We start from the raw sequence: 16,726 nt of genomic DNA, 5'->3' as shown, positions 1-16,726 counted from the left end.
GACGGGCTCCGCCTCCCCGTCGGCCTTCGCCCGCGCGAACTGCGTGCGGTACAGCTCCTCGTAGCGTCCGCCCGCGGCCAGCAGCTCGCTGTGGGTGCCGCGTTCGACGACCCGGCCGTCCTCGACGACGAGGATGAGGTCGGCCGCCCGCACGGTGGAGAGCCGGTGGGCGATCACCACGGCGGTTCGGCCCTCCAGGGCTTCGGCCAGCGCCTCCTGGACGGCGGCCTCGGAGGTGGAGTCGAGGTGGGCGGTCGCCTCGTCCAGGATGACGACGCGCTGGCGGGCCAGCAGCAGGCGGGCGATGGTCAGCCGCTGCCGCTCGCCGCCGGAGAGGCGGTAGCCGCGCTCGCCGACGACCGTGTCCAGACCGTCGGGCAGGGCGGCCACGAGCCCGTCGAGCCGGGCCCGCCGCAGCGCGTCCCAGACCTCCCCCTCGGTGGCCTCCGGCCGGGCGAGGAGCAGGTTGGCGCGGACGGTGTCGTGGAAGAGGTGGCCGTCCTGGGTGACCATGCCGAGCGTCTCGCGGACGGACTCGGCGCTGAGGTCGCGGACGTCGACGCCGCCGAGGCGTACGGATCCGGCGTCGGTGTCGTACAGCCGGGGCAGCAGCTGGGCGATGGTCGACTTCCCCGCGCCGGAGGAGCCGACCAGGGCCACCATCCGGCCCGGCTCGGCGCGGAAGGAGATGCCGTGCAGGACCTCGGTGCCGCCGCGAGTGTCCAGGCCGGCGACGTCCTCCAGGGAGGCGAGGGAGACCTTGTCGGCGGCCGGGTAGCCGAACCGGACGTCGTCGAACTCGACCGAGACCGGCCCGTCCGGCACCCGCCGGGCCTCCGGCTTCTCGGTGATCAGCGGCTTGAGGTCGAGGATCTCGAAGACCCGCTCGAAGCTGACGAGGGCGCTCATCACCTCGACGCGGGCACCGGCGAGGGCGGTCAGCGGGGCGTAGAGGCGGGTGAGGAGCAGGGCGAGCGCGACGACGGCCCCCGGCTCCAGCCGGCCGTGCAGCGCGTAGAAGCCGCCGAGCCCGTAGACCAGGGCCAGTGCCAGGGCGGAGACGAGCGTGAGGGCGGTGATGAACGCCGACTGGGCCATGGCGGTGCGTACGCCGATGTCGCGCACCGCGCGGGCCCGGGAGGCGAACTCGGCCGACTCCTCCGCCGGCCGCCCGAACAGTTTGACGAGGGTGGCGCCGGGTGCGGAGAACCGCTCGGTCATCTGGTTGCTCATGGCGGCGTTGTGGTGGGCGGCCTCGCGCTGCAGCCCGGCCATGCGCGAGCCCATCCGCCGGGCGGGCAGGACGAACACCGGCAGCAGGACGAGAGCGAGCAGCGTGATCTGCCAGGAGATGCTGAGCATCACGCCGAGCGTCAGGAGCAGGGTGACGAGGTTGGAGACCACGCCGGAGAGGGTGTTGCTGAAGGCGCGTTGGGCGCCGATGACGTCGTTGTTGAGCCGGCTGACGAGGGCGCCGGTGCGGGTACGGGTGAAGAAGGCGACCGGCATCCGCTGGACGTGGTCGAAGACTGCGGTCCGCAGGTCGAGGATGAGGCCCTCGCCGAGGGTGGCGGAGAGCCAGCGCGTGAGCATCCCCAGGGCCGCCTCGGCGATGGCGATCACGGCGATGAGGAGCGCGAGCCGGGTGACGGTGCCGGAGTCGCCGCCCTTCACGATGGCGCCGACCACCCGCCCGGCCAGGATCGGCGTGGCCACGGCGAGCAGTGCCATGGCCACGCTCAGGAGCAGGAACTGCCCGATTCTCCTGCGGTGCGGCCGCGCGAAGCCGCCGATGCGGCGCAGCGTGGCCCGGGAGAAGCGCCCCCGGCCGTCCTTGGCGTTCATCGCGCTGTGCAGCGAGTTCCAGGCGGTGACTTCCATGCTCATAGGGGGCTCCTCCGGTGTCGTCGTATGTCTGACACGCTAGAACCTCAACCAAGCTTGAGATCAAGCGTTGCACAGACGGACCGGGGGCGCCCGGAAGCACACGGGCTACGGACCGAGGAGTTGGGTGCTCGCCAGGCCCCGGTAGAGCGCGTCGCGTGCGAGCAGCTGCGCATGGGTGCCGACCGCCCGGACGCGTCCGGCCTCCATGACCACGATCCGGTCCGCCGTGGTCACGGTGGAGAGGCGGTGGGCGACCACCAGCACGGTGGTGTGGCGGGCGGTGTCGGTGATCGTGTCGCGCAGCGCCGCCTCGTTGGCGGCGTCGAGCTGGGACGTGGCTTCGTCCAGCAGGAGCAGGCCCGGGCGGCGGAGCAGGGCGCGGGCGATCGCCACGCGTTGCCGTTCGCCGCCGGAGAGGCGGCTGCCGCGGTGGCCGACGTCGGTGTCCAGTCCGTCCGGCAGGCGGGCCGCGAGCACGTCCAGGCGGGCCAGCCGCAGGACGCGGGCGAGTTCCCCGGGGCCCGGGTCGGGGGTGCCCAGCGTCAGGTTGTCGCGCAGGGTGCCGGCGAGGACGGGGACGTCCTGCTCCACGTAGCCGATGGAGGCGCGGAGCCGGGCCAGCGGCCACTGCCGCACGTCCTCGCCGTCCAGGAGCACCCGGCCGGATTCCTGCTCGTAGAAGCGCTCGATCAGGGAGAAGACCGTGGTCTTGCCCGCGCCGGACGGGCCGACGAACGCGGTCAGACCGCGCGCGGGCACGGCGAAGGAGACGCGGTGGTGGACGCGGGGCAGCCCGGGGCGGTACGCGAAGCTCACTTCGTCGAACGACACGCTGAGCGGCGGGCGGACGCCCGCGTCGCAGCCCTTGCCCCCGCCCTCCGGGGCTCCGGGCTCCTCCCGCTCCTCGGTCCCCCGGCCCTCCGTCTCCCGCCCCGTCGTCTCCGGCTTCTCGGGGTCCGGCTTCTCCGTTTTCAGCTTCTCCGTCTCCAGCTGTTCGACCTGGGCGATGCGGTCCGCGGCCGCGGATCCCACCTGGACCTGGCTGACGCCCTCGACCAGCTGGCCGATGCGCGGGGCGAGGGCGAAGAGATAGAGCAGGAAGGCGACGAGGGTGGAGACGTCCGTCGCACCGGAGGTGACGCGCGCGCCCCCCACCCCGAGCACCACGAGGAAGCAGACCTGGACGACCACCGCGGACGTCGTCGCCGACACGGCTTCCCAGGCCGCGGCCCGGATCCCGGTGCGCCGGGCGCGTTCGGCCGCCCGGCGCAGCGCTTCCGCCTCCTGCTGTTCGGCGCCTGAGGCCTTGACGGTCCGGAAGGCGCCCAGCGCCCGCTCCAGCGCCGCCCCGATGCTCCCCACGGCCTCTTGTGTGTGGCGGGTCGCGCGGCCGATCCGCGGGGCCACGAGCGCGACGACCACGCCGACGAAGGCGACCACGGCGAGGGTGACGGCCAGCAGGACGGCGTCGAGGAGGCCCATCATGACGACCGTCGCCGCGGTGACCAGGGTGCCCGTGACCGCCGCGGACACCGCCTGGGGTGCGGTCTGGCGCAGCAGCGTCGTGTCGGAGGTGACGCGGGCGATCAGGTCCCCGGGCTCGGCGCTCTCCACCACGGGCACGCGCAGCCGCAGGAGACGGTCCGTGAGCCGGTGGCGGGCGGTGCAGACGATGGACTCGGCCGAGTGCTGGAGCACGTAGTACCCCAGGCCCGCGAGGACCGCCCCGGCCACCACCAGCAGGCTGAGCACGAGGACGGGGCCGGCCGCCGGCGCTCCGCGGCCCATGTCGTCGACGACGCGCTTGGCGGCCAGGGGCTGGGCCAGGCCCATGACGCTGCCGACGAGTCCGAGGAGGACGCCCGCGGCCATGCGCCGGCGCTGCGGGCGCAGATGGCCCAGCAGGGCCCGCTGCCCCTGCCACGAGCGTCCCCGGTCCCCCGGTGCACCGGCCCCCGGGGGCACTGCGGGGCCGGTGCGGGGCGACTCCACGGAGGGCGGCGCGGTCACCGGCTCACTCCACCGTGAAGAAGCGCTGGAAGTAGTCGGCCGGGGCGCCTTCGCCGACGAGGACCCCTTCGGCCTCCACCCAGGCGTGCGCGGCGAACGGCGGCCGGTTGCGCACGCCGACGCACCAGGTGGGCCACTGGCCGTACCACCGGCAGAGCAGCACGGTGGCCAGGGAGCGGGGCAGGCATCCCTTGTGTCCTCCGGCGGCGAGGCTCACGGCGAGCACCGTCCGCCGCGCCGTGCTCGCCTCGGCGAGCGTGGCGGGCCGGGCGCCGCGCCGCAGCCTGGACAGGACGGCGCGTATCCGGGCGGGCGGCTGGGTCGCCAGCAGGTGGGCGCAGCCGACGGCCAGCCGGGCCACGCACCGGCGCGCCGGCGGAACCGAGCGGGGGTGATAGGGAATCGCTTCCGATGTCGACATGGCGTGCCTCTTCGGTCGGGGAGGGCGGGCCGGCGACGGCTGCCGGACGGCAGGGCGGCAGGGCGGCGGCCTACGGGGTGAGCAGTCCCGCCGAGCGCAGCTCGCCGACGATGCGGTGGACGTCCTCGCCGACCTCTTCGGCGTCGGCGCCGTCGTACTGCGCCGTCAGGATCTCGGCCGCCCGTTCGGGGCCGTGTCCCTCCAGCACCGTCCGCAGGACGAGGGCGGCCGTCGGGTTGAGCGTCCAGTACTCGGCGCTCTCCTGGTCGAGCAGCGCGACGCCGTACTCGGTCTCGGTCATCAGGACACCAGGCTTGAGTGCGGGCACGGGTTCACGCCTCTCGGTCGGCAACGGGCAGGGGCGCCGTCTCCCGCGAGCGCAGCCACACTTCGCAGGCGATGGTCGGGTGCAGCAGGTAGCTCTCCGTCTCCCCGGACAGGGCGCGGCGGCACCATTCGCGGAGCACGTCCCCGTCGGCCAGGCCGAGCCGGACCAGCCGTGAGTCCTCGCACAGCGCCAGCAGCGACCGGCGGTGCCGGCGCAGCCCCGCCTCCTCCTCGAACGTGGCGTCGGGCTTGGTGCTGCGGGTGCGCGTGGCCTCGGGCACGACGCCGCGCATGGCCTCGACGATGAGCGGTTTGTAGCGCCAGGGGGTGATCCGCTCCTGCGGGCGGACGGCGAGTGCCGCCTCCACGACGCGGGCGTCGTAGTAGGGCGCGGAGATCTCGATGCCCAGGGGCGCCGCCATCTGCCCGATGTGCCGGACCCACTGGGAGATGCCGTCCATCGCCACCAGTTCGCGGTGTTCGCCACGGTCCCTGCCCCGGGCCCCGGCGGGGTTCCGATGGGTGGTGAGCACTTCCCGCGCCGCCAGGACCGCGTCGGGCGTGGCCCACGGCGGCATCCGCGGTGGCTCTGACCAGTCGAGCAGTGGCCCGTCGACGGGAGCCTGCGGCCCGGTCAGGTCGCGGGCGAGGCGGTCGAGCCAGGCGTCGTAGGACCTGCGGTCCAGGAGCCGGCGCAGCACCGCCCGCCGGGTCCAGCGGTACTTGGCGGCGTACCCGCGTATCGCGTGCAGCGCGGTGAAGGGGTGGCTGAGCAGCAGGGCGTGCAGCCGGGCGGGCGTGCCGGCCAGGAGTTCGTCGCCGCCCAGGCCGGTGAAGTGGAGGCCCGATCCGCGGGCCGCGGCCCGTTCGATGATGCCCATACGGCGATTGCGGTCGACGGTGAAGAGGCTGGGCGTGTCGAGGACGTCCCGGAGGTTGTCGATGCCGTCGAACGTCATGGCCACCTCGCGGGCCGGTACGACGTGGTGCTCGACGCGACCCAGCGCCCGCACGGTGCGCTCGGCCCAGTACACGTCGTCGCCGGCCTCGTCGTGGGCGGCAGCGGTATAGGCGACGACCTCGGCGCCGCCGCGGGCCGCCGTGCAGCACACCGCCGTGGAGTCCAGGCCGCCCAGATCGGACGACACCAGGTCCCGGCCGCGCGTGCGCACGGCGACCGCCTCGGCGAGCACTTCCCTCAGGTGCACGGCGCCCACGGCAAGCGGGACAACGGGATCGGGCGGCGACCACCAGCGGGTGGTGCGGGCCCGGCCGTCGGCGTCGAGCGTCAGCCGGTGGCCGCCGGGCACAGCGTGCACCGCCCGCCACAGGGGGTCGCCGTGCCACGGATACGGGACGCTCGACGTGAGCATTTCCAGGGCGATGCGGCGCTCGTCGAGTCCGGCGCCCACCAGTTCGGCCAGCACGTCGGCACGGTCGGACGCCACGCTCACCGGCCCGCCGGGTGCCGCGGCCTCGGCGTGGAAGACGCGCCGCAGGCCGACGACACCGCCCTGGATCCGGACCCGGCCGGAGCAGGCGGCTATCAAGTGGAAGCTCCCGGCCCGGCCGCCGAGGCGGTCCAGTGCGGTGGGCGAAGCGGTGCCGGCCGCCGCGGCGGCGGCCCGTTCGGCGTCGGCCGGCGTGACGTCGTGCTCCCCGATCACCACGACCCGCGCGTCACGGTACGCGCCCGTCACGGCCGTCCGCGGGTCCCAGCGCCCCACGACCCAGGGCCGTCCGGAGGCGTGGAGCAGGCTGTGGGAGGCGAAGGAGAGCGCTTTGGCGGCGAGGGCAGCCGCCGTGTCGGCGTCCGGCAGGACGACGAACCAGGCGGGCACCGACCGGAGCGACAGAGACTGATCCATGGGGCACGGCCTTCCGTCGGCGACGTCCGGGACAGAAGAAGCGGGTGGCGGCCGTCGGCCGCCACCCGCTCTCGGATCAGAGGAGCTGCTTGCCGCCCAGGACGTCCTTGGGCCCGGTGTTCTTGCCGGTCACCTTGCGGAAGCTGCCGGCCTTGGCGAGGGTGGGACGCTCGTACGTCATGATCGTTCTCCTTCTTGTCGAGGGACGATGGTGCGACTACGACAGGCGCCTGCTGCGGAGTCCGTTGAAATCCGTACCGGATATCCGAGCGGTGGATCCGCGGCACTCACCGTAAGTACGACAAGCACATCGTCACAACGTCCCGGTGGCGGCCATGGGGTCACGCCGGGGGCGCGCGGCTCCGGCGCGCCACGGACTCACGACCCCTCGCGCCACCTGCGAAAACGGAAAAATCCGTGAGGAGAATCGTTAATCTCCCGGGCGGAGGTCACGCCCCGCCCGCCGGCTCCTTCCCGTGCCACACCGTGGTCACGTTGCAGAACTCCTTGATGCCGTGGCCCGACAGCTCGCGGCCGTAGCCCGAGCGCTTGACGCCGCCGAAGGGCAGGGCGGGGTGGGAGGCCGTCATGCCGTTGAAGAAGACGCCGCCCGCCTCGATGTCACGGGCGAAGCGCTCCTGTTCCGCCGCGTCCTTTGTCCAGACGTTCGAACTCAGGCCGAAGGGGGTGTCGTTGGCCAGGGCGACGGCCTCGTCGACGTCCGCCACGCGGTAGACGGTCGCCACCGGGCCGAAGGCCTCCTCGCGGTGGATGCGCATGTCGGGGGTGATGCCGGTGAGGACCGTCGGCTCGTAGAACCAGCCCTTGGGGTGTTCCTTCGGCCGCCGCCCCCCGCACAGGGCCGTCGCGCCGCACCGCACGGCGTCGTCCACCAGTTCCTCCAGGTCGGCGCGGCCCTGCTCGCTGGCCAGGGGGCCGACGTCGGTGGCCTCCTCCATGGGGTCGCCGACGGTCAGCGCGGCCATCCGGGCGGCGAAGCGTTCGAGGAACGCGTCGTGGACGTCGGCGTGGACGATGAAGCGCTTGGCGGCGATGCACGACTGGCCGTTGTTCTGGACGCGGGCCGTGACCGCGGTCCGCACGGCGCGGTCGAGGTCGGCCGACGGCATCACGACGTACGGGTCGCTGCCGCCCAGTTCGAGGACGGTCTTCTTCACCTCGTCACCGGCGATCGCCGCGACCGAGCGCCCGGCGGGCTCGCTGCCGGTGAGCGTCGCCGCGGCGACCCTGGGGTCGCGCAGGATGCCCTCGACGGCGCGGGAGCCCACGAGCAGGGTCTGGAAGCAGCCCTCGGGGAAGCCCGCGCGGCGGAAGAGGTCGCCGAGGTAGAGCGCGGTCTGCGGCACGTTCGAGGCGTGCTTGAGCAGGCCCACGTTGCCGGCCATGAGGGCGGGGGCGGCGAAGCGGATCACCTGCCACAGGGGGAAGTTCCACGGCATGACGGCGAGGACCACGCCCAGCGGGCGGTAGCGGACGCGGGCGAGCGAGGCCCCGGAGTCGTCGACCTCGGGTTGCGGAGGACGCTCGTCCGCCAGCAGTTCCGCCGCGTTCCCGGCGTACCAACGCATGGCCTTCACGCACTTCGCCGCCTCCGCGCGGGCCGCGGCCAGCGGCTTGCCCATCTCGGTGGTCATGGTGCGGGCGACGGCGTCGCGGTCCTGCTCCAGGAGGTCCGCGGCCCGGTTCAGCAGGCGGGCCCGCTCGGCCGGGTCCGAGGTGCGGTAGCCGCGGAACGCCGAGGCGGCCGCGGCCAGGCACTGCTCGATCTCCTCGGCTCCCATCTCCTCGAACGTCCGGAGCGTCTCGCCGTTCGCGGGGTTCACCGTTGCGATGGGCATGGGGTGTCCTCCTCAAGCTCGATGCCTCGACCACTGTGCGCCTCGACGGGGACGTGCCCGGGGGCTCACCCGGGGGGCGTACGCACCCGGGGGCGTGCCCCGTCCGTCCTCTACCACGCCGGGCGCGGGTCAATCCGGCGGCGGGAACCGTTTGACCCATCCGGTGAGGGCCCGCTCAGCGGTACGGACCTCGCCCCTCCTGCGGCTCTCGCCCGCCCCCCTACGGCTCTCGCTCCGCCCTACGCCCTCACCCCGTCCTGCGCCCTCACCCCGTCCTGCGCTCGCCCGCGTCGTCCACGATCCGCTGCTGGCCGGGCAGCATCCGCATCGCCTCCTGCGCCCCGGCGTCCGCCCCGCTCTCCACTCCCGCGCCGGCCGCCGCCGGATACGGGCACGGCAGCGCACGGCAGCGGTACATCCAGGCCACGGCACAGCCGGAGGCCAGCCCGAACGCCAGGCACGACACCCACGGCAGCCAGGCCCGCCCGGTCCGCTCGCCGACATCCATCACCCAGCCGATCACGGCGTTCCCGCCGGCCGCCGTCGCCCCGGAGAGCACGTAGAACAGGCCGAAGTACGTCCCCGTCAGCCGCTCGCGGCCGAACCGCGGGATCAGCCCCAGCACCGGCGGGTAGGCGACCATCCCGCCGAAGTACAGCAGCAGCGAGGCCGAGATCATGACCAGGAGGCGCGGCACCACGTCGCCCGCACCCTCCGGCGGCGCCGCGTCGCACACCAGCAGCGGGGGAACGAAGCCCAGTCCTATGACGGCGATGCCGGCCCCCACCCAGCGCATGCCGCCGCCGCGCTGCTCCAGGCTCCGGGTGATCCGGAACTGGAACAGCAGGTTGGCGACCGCCCCGGCGCTCAGCAGCAACGCTTCTGCCCCGCCCCAGCCCGAGGCCTGCTGCGCGCCGTCCGGCAGCAGCATGTAGAGCTGGTTCTCCATGATGAACATGCCGGTGGTGGCGAAGGCGAAGCACAGGAACCGGCGGTTGCCGAGCACCTCGCGCAACTCCCGCAGGATGGGATCGTGCTCCGCGTCGACCTCGCGCGCCGGGAGCACGAACGCCTGAGCGACCGTCAGCACCGCGAACAGCCCGGCCGCCGTGAGGGCGCAGATCCGGAAGTCGGTCAGGTAGAGCACGCTGCCCGCGAGCAGCCCGACGAGCGAGCCGATGGTCGCGAAGACGTTGAGCAGGGCGAACGCCTCGGCTTTCCGCTCGCCCGACTCGTGCGAGACGTAGGAGCGCACGGCCGGGTAGAAGAGCGCGGCGGCGAGTCCGCTGATGCCGGAGGCGGCGAGCAGCAGGGGCAGGGAGTTGCCGAAGGAGAAGAGCGTGAAGCCCACGGTCCGCAGGGCGCACCCGGCGATGATGACCACGCGCGGCCCGAGCCGGTCGGCCGCGGTGCCGCCGATGATGTACATGCCCTGCTGGCTGAGGTTGCGCACTCCGAGGACCAGTCCGACGACGGCCGCCGACATTCCGAGATCATGCCCGATATAGGTCGCCAGAAAGGGAATCAGCAGATAGAAACCTGCGTCGATGCCGCACTGGTTGATGAATAGCAATCGCAATGCGAGAGGGCACTCGCGGACCGCCCGAAGAGTTCTCATGTGCGTCCCTGCAGTCAGCCCGAGCGAGGGGACATCATGGGTTCCGGCCCCGGTCGGGGGCCGGTACGCCCCAGCGAATGGCTCGTCAGCCCGGGTTCCCACGCACGGGAGCAGACGCACTCGGCGACTTGGCGGAGCGGCCGATCATATGCTTGGGTCGACTTGCGCCCGGCAGCTCCCCGGCCGCGCTCGGAAGGGTACTCAGCGATACGTTAGCAAAGCCGACCTGTTATCAACAGGGTGAGATTCCGGGCGGCGGCAGCGCCCGGAGCACACCGGCACAAGGGAATTGCGCCCGGTTCTTCCTTCGAGAGCTGGAACTCTCGTGCCCCGTTATTCCGTTCACGGAACGGACGGCCCCGGAGGGACGCGCGACGGCATGCCGGCCGAAGCCGCGCCGCCACTCCGGCGCCCCCTCGGCCGGCCTCGGATCCCCGGTCCCGGCCCGCCACTCCCCCGGGGCAACCGGCCTTCCCCCGCACGGGTGAAAACCGCGACTGAATTCCCGTAAACAGAACAGGGATTCTCCGCCGAATCCATTCTTCAGATCACATCCCGTCCGAAGATGCCGAAAGACCCGCGTGCCGCGGGCAACTTCGCGACGATGTCCGTATGAACGACCGGAACTTCTTGGAGCGCACCAAGCAGTTCGCGCTCTACCTGGCCGAGCTCCAGACGAGCCTCGACCCGGAGTCCTACGCACTGCTGCTGCGGATTCTGAAGGGCTTCAACGAGGCGATCGTGCACCGGGAGCGCGGGGTCGACATTCCCTTCTCCCCACGCGAAAAAGAGTTGTTCACACCTGAGTTCGGCCGGGCCCTCGCCAGACTCGCCGGATTCCTCGGGCCGCACGGCATGCACGTCGTCGTCGGCACCCACGGCACGCCCGCGGGCTCCGGGCCGCCGGGTGGCGCGGAGCCCGGCGACCACGACCGGCGCGAGGTCGACGCCATCGCCCGGGCGAGTGGCATGCGCCCGTAACCGGCCGGCGCATCGTCTACAGTCTCGTCCGCCGACCGCAGGGCCGCGGGCGGCGGGGCCACCGCCCCGACCCCGATCATGGGAGGCCACGCCCTCGTGCCCGCTTCGCCCGCCGCCGACCTGACCACCGGTCTGGCGGTCAACCTCCTCGACGCCTCCTCCCTGCTGACCGCCTTCGGCGCCCTCGGCATCGCCGTGGTGATGTTCGCCGAGACCGGCCTGCTGATCGGCTTCTTCCTCCCCGGGGACTCCCTGCTCTTCACCGCCGGGCTGCTCGCCCGCAGCGGCGCCCACTCCGGACCGCACCTGGACCTCGCCCAGGTGCTGGCCGCCTCCGCGGCCGGGGCCCTCGCCGGTGCCCAGGTCGGCTACGTCCTCGGACGGCGCGGCGGCCGGGCGCTGCTCACCCGCTCCCGCAGCCGCAAGCTGCACGAGGGCGCCGAGCGGGCCGAGGAACTGCTCGCCCGCTACGGGCACGCGCGCGCCATCGTCCTCGCCCGCTTCGTCCCCGTCGTGCGCACCGTCCTCAACCCCCTGGCCGGGGCCCTGGGCGTCGCACCCCGCACCTTCGCCCTCTGGCAGGTGACCGGCGGCCTGGTGTGGACCGTGGGCCTCGTGCTCGCCGGCTACGGTCTGGGCTCGGTCGTACCCGACGTCGACCGCTACCTGCTGCCCGTCGTCGGTGCCGTCGTCACGCTGTCGCTGCTGCCCGTCGTCCTCGAACTGCTGCGCAGCCGCGGGCGGCGCCGCCGGGCCGTCACGCCGGAGACCACCCCTGCTCCTGCACCCAGCGCCCGGCAAGAGCCGTGAACGCCCGGGCCGCGGCGCTCCGGTAGCCCGCCTCCCGGCACAGCAGCGTGACGGTGCGCGCCGGCAGCGGCGGTGCGACCGGCACGGGGTGCAGCCGCCACGGCCCGCGGGTGATGGCTTCGGGCAGCACGGTCGCCAGCGCGCTCCTGCCGGCGATCTCGGCGAGCGCGTTGATCGAGTTCGCCTCGACGGCGATGTCCGGCGTGACGCCCTGCTCGGCGAGGAAGGCGTCGATGTGGCCCCTCGTCGCGAAGTCGCGGCTGAGCAGGGCCAGCGGATGGTCGCCGAGCTCAGCCGCAGGCAGGGGCTCGCTGCGGCCCGCGCAGGGGTGGTCCGGCCCGACGACGAGGGCGAGCGTCTCGGTGAACAGGCCGGTGCCGGCGACCCCCGGCAGATGCGCCCCGCTGAAGGCGATGCCCAGGTCCAGCTCGTCGGCCAGCAGCGCCGCCTCGATCCGGTCCTGCGCCATCTCGCGGAGGTCAAGCGCGATCCCCGCGTGCCGGGCGTGGAACTCCGCCACGAGCGGTCCGATGAGATACGCGGTGAACGTCGGCGTCACCGCCAGCCGCAGGCTGCCGCGCGAGAGGTCCTGCACGTCCAGCACCGCCCGTTCGCCCGCCGCGAGGTCCTGCAGCGCGTGGCGGGCGTACCGGGTGTACGCCTCGCCCGCGTCGGTGAGGCGCACGGTGCGCCCGGAACGGTCGAGCAGCTGGACCCGCAGGGACCGCTCCAGCTGCTTGATCTGCTGCGACAGCGTCGGCTGCGAGACGTGCAGGGCCTCCGCCGCGCGGGTGAAGTTCGCATGCTCGGCGACGGCCAGCAGATACCGGAGGTGGCGCAGTTCCATGCGCGCAACTATAGACAGCACCGATGGCGGCTACGGATCACACCGGAAGCTGCCTATGGGTGCCGGCCGACGGCCCATGGGTGCCGGGCCGGCTGTCTACGGGCGTCGCGCCCCGCCGGGCTCCCCGATCCCCGCGAACCAGGTGGCCCCGGCCTCCGCCGCGTGCTTGATGCGCCGCACCGCGAAGTCCTGCATCGGCGGCAGGGCGTCCGGCTCGAACCAGCCCACCTCCAGGGACTCGTCGTCGTTGACGCACGCCTCGCCGTCCACCGCCCGGCACAGGAAACAGGTGTCCATGAACTGGCAGACGTCGCCATTGGGGTAGGTGACCGGATCGAGCGCCTCGACGACGAGCACGCGCTCCGCCACGCAGTGGACGGCCGTCTCCTCGTACACCTCGCGCACGATGGCCGCCGCAGGCTGCTCGCCGGGATCGGGGATGCCGCCGATGATCGCCCACTGCCCGTTGTCCGAGCGGCGGCCGAGCAGCACACGGCCCTCGGCGTCGAGGACCACGGCGCTCACGCCGGGGATCCAGAGGAGCTGATGGCCCGCGGTCGTGCGCAGGTCCCGGATGAAATCGGGGGTGGGCATGGACAGGAGCCTAGTGGGCCGCGCGGGTCCGCCGTTCACCCAGGTGGCCGCATGGGCGAGGGAAAAACCCCAGGTCAGGCCGGAGCCTTGCGCCCCGGGGCGAGCCGCAGGGCCTGACGGATCACCCGTACGGCGGATTCTGCGTCGTCGACCGTGACCGTGAACGTCCGCCCGTCACCCAGGCGCAGCACAAACCCTTCGCCGCGCCGGACCACGACGGCCGTGCCCTTCTCCGGGCGCCAGCGATAGCCCCAGCCGCCCCACTGCCGCGGCGTGACGCGGGGGGCGAAGTCGGCGTCGACCACATGGGCGAGCAGGATGCGGGTGCGCGGCACGCCGATGTGCCCGCAGCGGACCTCCAGCGCTTCCTTGTCGACCCGTACGGCCACATGGACGAAGGCCAGCGTGCCGTAGAGCATCAGCAGGCCCGCCGCGACGCATCCGACGACCGCCATGACGAGAGGGGCCAGACCTGAGGTCCATGCGCTGTCGACGGCCAGCTCGACGCCGAGCGCCAGGCAGGCTGCGCCGGCCGCGGCGAGCAGCCACTGGACGCGGTTCGTCGCACGACCGGTCCAGACGGCGAGGTCCTCGGAGTCGTCGGCCGGGGAAGGGGGTCCGGCCGCGTCCGTCTTCTCGTCGCCCTCGTGGCCCTGCGGGCCCGTGGAATGGTCCCTCATACCACGCAGCCTACTCACCTTCCGCCACCACGGCAGGGGTGATGCACGGACCGCACCGGATCGGGTGGTCAGGGACGCACGGCGGCGGCTTCGAGGAGGGAGCGTCCCTCGGGGTAGGTCAGGGAGGCCGCTTCCATGGCGCCCTCACGGCCGCCGAGCAGCACCGTCAGGCGCCCGGACGGCTCGGCGTCGGGGGCGGGCGCGGATCCGATCCGGCGCAGCGCCTGGGCGGCGACGGCCTCCGCCGAGCCGTACAGGGTCAGGTGCGGCACCGCCGGCGACAGCCGGGACTCGACAGCTGCACGGATACGCTCCGCGACGAGCTCGTAATGGGTGCAGCCCAGGACGACGCCCCTTACATTGCGGGGGGTGAGCGCGGCCGCCGCGGCGATCGCCGCGTCCGCGGCCGCCATGTCGGCGTGCTGGACGGCGTCCGCCAGACCCGGGCAGGGCACCTCGGTGACCTCGACGCCGGTCGCGAAGTCCCGGATCAGGCCGCGCTGGTAGGGGCTGCCGGTGGTGACCGGGGTGGCCCAGATCGCCACGGGGCCGCCGGCCGCCGCGGCAGGCTTGATCGCGGGCACCGTGCCGATGACCGGCAGCTCCGGCTCCAGCTCCGCCCTTATCGCCGCCAGCGCGTACACCGACGCGGTGTTGCAGGCGACGATCAGAGCGTCGGGGCCCTGGGCGGCCGCGGCCCGGGCACAGCCCAGGGCACGCGCGATGACGTCCTCGGGCGTACGGGGGCCCCACGGCATGCTGGCCGGGTCGGAGGAGAGGACCAAATCGGCATCGGGCCGCAGCCGGTGCACAGTGGCGGCCGCCGCCAGCAGCCCGTTGCCGGAGTCCATGAGCGCGATCTTCACCCGGTCACTTTAATCGATGGCCGGAGGCGGACGGCCCGCCGGGCGCCGCACCCGGCCACGAACGGCCGGTCCGCCCGCGCCGGGTTCGCTCCGTTTCCCGGAACAAAAGCCTTGTGTGCGGCAGACTTCAGCGGATGAGCGCGCTGACTTGGATCACTGTGGGTTCCCTGGCCGCGTGGGTGTGGCTGCTGCTGGGCCAGGGCTTCTTCTGGCGGACGGACGTCAGGCTGCCCGGGCGCACACCGCCCGCGCAATGGCCGTCGGTCGCGATCGTGGTGCCCGCCCGGGACGAGGCCGAAGTCCTCCCCTCCAGCCTCCCCTCGCTCCTCGCGCAGGACTACCCCGGCCGGGCCGAGGTCTTCCTGGTGGACGACGGCAGCTCCGACGGCACCGGCGACCTGGCCCGGGCCCTGGCGGCGGAGCACGGCGGGCTGCCGCTGACCGTGGACTCCCCCGGGGAGCCCGGGCCGGGCTGGACGGGGAAGCTGTGGGCGGTGCGGCACGGCATGGCGCTCGCCCGCGCCCGCACCGACGCCGAGTACCTGCTGCTCACCGACGCCGACATCGCCCACGCGCCGGACAGCCTGCGCGAGCTCGTCTCGGCGGCCCGCTCGGGAGGCCTGGACCTCGTCTCGCAGATGGCCCGGCTGCGCGTGGCGACCGTCTGGGAGCGGCTGATCGTCCCGGCCTTCGTCTACTTCTTCGCCCAGCTGTACCCGTTCCGGTGGATCAACCGGCCGGGCGCGCGGACGACCGCGGCCGCCGGCGGCTGCGTCCTCCTGCGCCGCGAGGCGGCCGAGCGGGCCGGCGTCCCCGACAGCATCCGCCAGGCCGTGATCGACGACGTGACGCTCGCACGGGCCGTACGGCGCACGGGCGGCCGGATCTGGCTGGGTCTCGCGGACCGCGTGGACAGCGTGCGCCCGTACCCGCGCCTCGGGCAGCTGTGGCGGATGGTCTCCCGCAGCGCGTACGCACAGCTGCGCCACAGCCTGCTCCTGCTGGCCGGGACGGTCGCCGGGCTGGCCGTGGTCTACCTGGCGCCGCCGGTGGCCGTCGTGGCGGGCGCCCTGACCGGCGAGACCCTCCTGCTGGCGGCAGGAGCCGCCGCCTGGGCGGTGATGGCGGGCACCTACGTGCCGATGCTGCGCTACTACCGGCAGCCCCTCGTGCTGGCGCCCCTGCTGCCGTTCACCGCCCTGCTCTACCTGCTGATGACCGTGGACTCCGCGGTCCAGCACTACCGGGGCCGGGGCGCGGCCTGGAAGGGGCGGACGTACGCCCGCCCCGAGGCCGCGCCCTGAGCGCCCGCGGCGGTCACTTGCGGCCCGGCGTCCAGTTCATGCCCCAGCCGTACGCGTGGTCGAGCGTGCGCTGCGGGCTGACGCCGCGGTCCGGCACCAGGTAGCGGGCCTCGCGCTGGACGACGAGGTCCCCGTTGTTGTTGGTGATGAGGGCCAGTGCACAGACGTTGGAGAGCACGGTGCACTCGTCGAGGGAGAAGTCGACGGGGGCGCCGTGCTGCGGCTGCAGCGTGACCGTGGCGTGGAGCCCGGCGAAGCTCCGGGCGCCCTCGTAGATCGTCACGAAGACGAGGATGCGCCGGAAGTCGGCGATGTGGTCGAGGTTGACGGTGAGGTTCTCACCGGCCTCGACCGCGCCCGTGCGGTCGTCGCCGTCGAGCTGGATGAAGGGCGGGTTGTGCAGCGACCCGAAGGAGTTGCCCAGCGCCTGCACCACGCCCTTGGAGCCGTCGCGCAGCTCGAAGAGGCAGCCGAGGTCCAGGTCCAGGTCCGAGTGCATGGCCATCGCCTTGCCGAACTTGTGGGCCCACCCCTTGAACTGCTTCTGCACGCCCCAGTTGAGGTTGACGCGCAGCGAACCGGACGTGCCGCCCTGCTTGGTGAGCGAGACCGTCGGCGATTCCTTGGTGAGCGTGACCTTCGTCAGGCGCACCG

General features: G+C 73.3%; 16 protein-coding genes. 3 read left to right on the top strand and 13 right to left on the bottom strand.

Annotated elements, in window-relative coordinates:
- The 8 genes from V7793_RS19050 to V7793_RS19015 form a co-directional block, all read right to left on the bottom strand.
- Positions 1 to 1,887: ABC transporter ATP-binding protein (locus V7793_RS19050; protein WP_336008087.1), on the bottom strand; the 1,887-nt coding region annotated here is incomplete at its 3' end.
- Positions 1,888 to 1,992: 105 nt separating this feature from the next.
- Positions 1,993 to 3,897 carry an ABC transporter ATP-binding protein gene (locus tag V7793_RS19045; protein WP_336008085.1) on the bottom strand — a complete coding sequence of 635 codons (1,905 nt, stop codon included), beginning with the start codon at positions 3,895 to 3,897 and terminating at the stop codon, positions 1,993 to 1,995.
- 4 nt (positions 3,898 to 3,901) lie between these two features.
- A complete protein-coding gene (locus tag V7793_RS19040; protein WP_336008083.1) occupies positions 3,902 to 4,318 on the bottom strand; it encodes a lasso peptide biosynthesis B2 protein in 417 nt (138 codons plus the stop codon).
- A 70-nt stretch (positions 4,319 to 4,388) separates the two neighbouring features.
- Positions 4,389 to 4,619 (bottom strand): lasso peptide biosynthesis PqqD family chaperone, encoded by a 231-nt coding sequence (locus tag V7793_RS19035; protein WP_336008080.1) that lies wholly within the window; start codon positions 4,617 to 4,619, stop codon positions 4,389 to 4,391.
- A 31-nt stretch (positions 4,620 to 4,650) separates the two neighbouring features.
- A complete protein-coding gene (locus tag V7793_RS19030; protein WP_336008078.1) occupies positions 4,651 to 6,513 on the bottom strand; it encodes a lasso peptide isopeptide bond-forming cyclase in 1,863 nt (620 codons plus the stop codon).
- 76 nt (positions 6,514 to 6,589) lie between these two features.
- The gene (locus tag V7793_RS19025) at positions 6,590 to 6,694 is read right to left on the bottom strand and encodes a keywimysin-related RiPP (RefSeq protein WP_336008076.1); all 105 of its coding nucleotides are present in this window, start codon (positions 6,692 to 6,694) and stop codon (positions 6,590 to 6,592) included.
- A gap of 268 nt (positions 6,695 to 6,962) precedes the next feature.
- The gene (locus tag V7793_RS19020) at positions 6,963 to 8,372 is read right to left on the bottom strand and encodes an NADP-dependent succinic semialdehyde dehydrogenase (protein ID WP_336008074.1); all 1,410 of its coding nucleotides are present in this window, start codon (positions 8,370 to 8,372) and stop codon (positions 6,963 to 6,965) included.
- A gap of 265 nt (positions 8,373 to 8,637) precedes the next feature.
- Positions 8,638 to 9,990 (bottom strand): MFS transporter, encoded by a 1,353-nt coding sequence (locus tag V7793_RS19015; RefSeq protein ID WP_336008072.1) that lies wholly within the window; start codon positions 9,988 to 9,990, stop codon positions 8,638 to 8,640.
- Between the two features lie 612 nt (positions 9,991 to 10,602).
- Here V7793_RS19015 and V7793_RS19010 point away from each other — a divergent pair.
- Positions 10,603 to 10,971, top strand: a complete 369-nt coding sequence (locus V7793_RS19010) for a hypothetical protein (RefSeq protein WP_336008070.1) — start codon at positions 10,603 to 10,605, stop codon at positions 10,969 to 10,971.
- 78 nt (positions 10,972 to 11,049) lie between these two features.
- A complete protein-coding gene (locus V7793_RS19005) occupies positions 11,050 to 11,781 on the top strand; it encodes a DedA family protein (protein ID WP_336008068.1) in 732 nt (243 codons plus the stop codon).
- On the opposite strand, the gene cynR is transcribed toward V7793_RS19005, so the two are convergent.
- From cynR to V7793_RS18985, 4 genes are all read right to left on the bottom strand, one after another.
- Positions 11,729 to 12,628 (bottom strand): transcriptional regulator CynR, encoded by a 900-nt coding sequence (gene cynR, locus V7793_RS19000; protein ID WP_336008066.1) that lies wholly within the window; start codon positions 12,626 to 12,628, stop codon positions 11,729 to 11,731. The genes V7793_RS19005 and cynR overlap by 53 nt on opposite strands.
- A gap of 96 nt (positions 12,629 to 12,724) precedes the next feature.
- On the bottom strand, positions 12,725 to 13,222 hold the full coding sequence (locus V7793_RS18995) for an NUDIX hydrolase (RefSeq protein WP_336008063.1): 498 nt from the start codon (positions 13,220 to 13,222) through the stop codon (positions 12,725 to 12,727).
- Between the two features lie 74 nt (positions 13,223 to 13,296).
- Entirely contained in the window at positions 13,297 to 13,902 is a 606-nt protein-coding gene (locus V7793_RS18990) for a hypothetical protein (RefSeq protein ID WP_336008060.1), read from the bottom strand.
- Between the two features lie 68 nt (positions 13,903 to 13,970).
- Positions 13,971 to 14,768, bottom strand: a complete 798-nt coding sequence (locus V7793_RS18985; RefSeq protein WP_336008058.1) for a glutamate racemase — start codon at positions 14,766 to 14,768, stop codon at positions 13,971 to 13,973.
- Between the two features lie 134 nt (positions 14,769 to 14,902).
- Here V7793_RS18985 and V7793_RS18980 point away from each other — a divergent pair, with 134 nt between their 5' ends.
- Positions 14,903 to 16,072, top strand: a complete 1,170-nt coding sequence (locus V7793_RS18980) for a glycosyltransferase (RefSeq protein ID WP_336008057.1) — start codon at positions 14,903 to 14,905, stop codon at positions 16,070 to 16,072.
- 13 nt (positions 16,073 to 16,085) lie between these two features.
- On the opposite strand, the gene V7793_RS18975 is transcribed toward V7793_RS18980, so the two are convergent.
- Positions 16,086 to 16,726, bottom strand: a 641-nt coding sequence (locus V7793_RS18975; RefSeq protein WP_443057945.1) for a TerD family protein, incomplete at its 5' end; no start/stop codon positions are given.

Origin of the sequence: Streptomyces sp. KLMMK (genome assembly GCF_036961605.1) — a bacterium.
Lineage (GTDB): Bacteria > Actinomycetota > Actinomycetes > Streptomycetales > Streptomycetaceae > Streptomyces > Streptomyces telluris.
This window is presented reverse-complemented; position numbering and strand designations above follow the sequence as displayed.

Excerpts from the sequence above, each read along its gene's own strand:
- V7793_RS18990 (WP_336008060.1), bottom strand. The coding sequence starts at position 13,902 with ATGAGGGACCATTCCACGGGCCCGCAGGGCCACGAGGGCGACGAGAAG.
- V7793_RS18995 (WP_336008063.1), bottom strand. The coding sequence starts at position 13,222 with ATGCCCACCCCCGATTTCATCCGGGACCTGCGCACGACCGCGGGCCAT.
- V7793_RS18980 (WP_336008057.1), top strand. The coding sequence starts at position 14,903 with ATGAGCGCGCTGACTTGGATCACTGTGGGTTCCCTGGCCGCGTGGGTG.
- V7793_RS19035 (WP_336008080.1), bottom strand. The coding sequence starts at position 4,619 with ATGACCGAGACCGAGTACGGCGTCGCGCTGCTCGACCAGGAGAGCGCC.
- V7793_RS19040 (WP_336008083.1), bottom strand. The coding sequence starts at position 4,318 with ATGTCGACATCGGAAGCGATTCCCTATCACCCCCGCTCGGTTCCGCCG.
- V7793_RS19015 (WP_336008072.1), bottom strand. The coding sequence starts at position 9,990 with ATGAGAACTCTTCGGGCGGTCCGCGAGTGCCCTCTCGCATTGCGATTG.
- V7793_RS19030 (WP_336008078.1), bottom strand. The coding sequence starts at position 6,513 with ATGGATCAGTCTCTGTCGCTCCGGTCGGTGCCCGCCTGGTTCGTCGTC.
- V7793_RS19025 (WP_336008076.1), bottom strand. The coding sequence starts at position 6,694 with ATGACGTACGAGCGTCCCACCCTCGCCAAGGCCGGCAGCTTCCGCAAG.
- cynR (WP_336008066.1), bottom strand. The coding sequence starts at position 12,628 with ATGGAACTGCGCCACCTCCGGTATCTGCTGGCCGTCGCCGAGCATGCG.
- V7793_RS19020 (WP_336008074.1), bottom strand. The coding sequence starts at position 8,372 with ATGCCCATCGCAACGGTGAACCCCGCGAACGGCGAGACGCTCCGGACG.
- V7793_RS19010 (WP_336008070.1), top strand. The coding sequence starts at position 10,603 with ATGAACGACCGGAACTTCTTGGAGCGCACCAAGCAGTTCGCGCTCTAC.
- V7793_RS19005 (WP_336008068.1), top strand. The coding sequence starts at position 11,050 with ATGGGAGGCCACGCCCTCGTGCCCGCTTCGCCCGCCGCCGACCTGACC.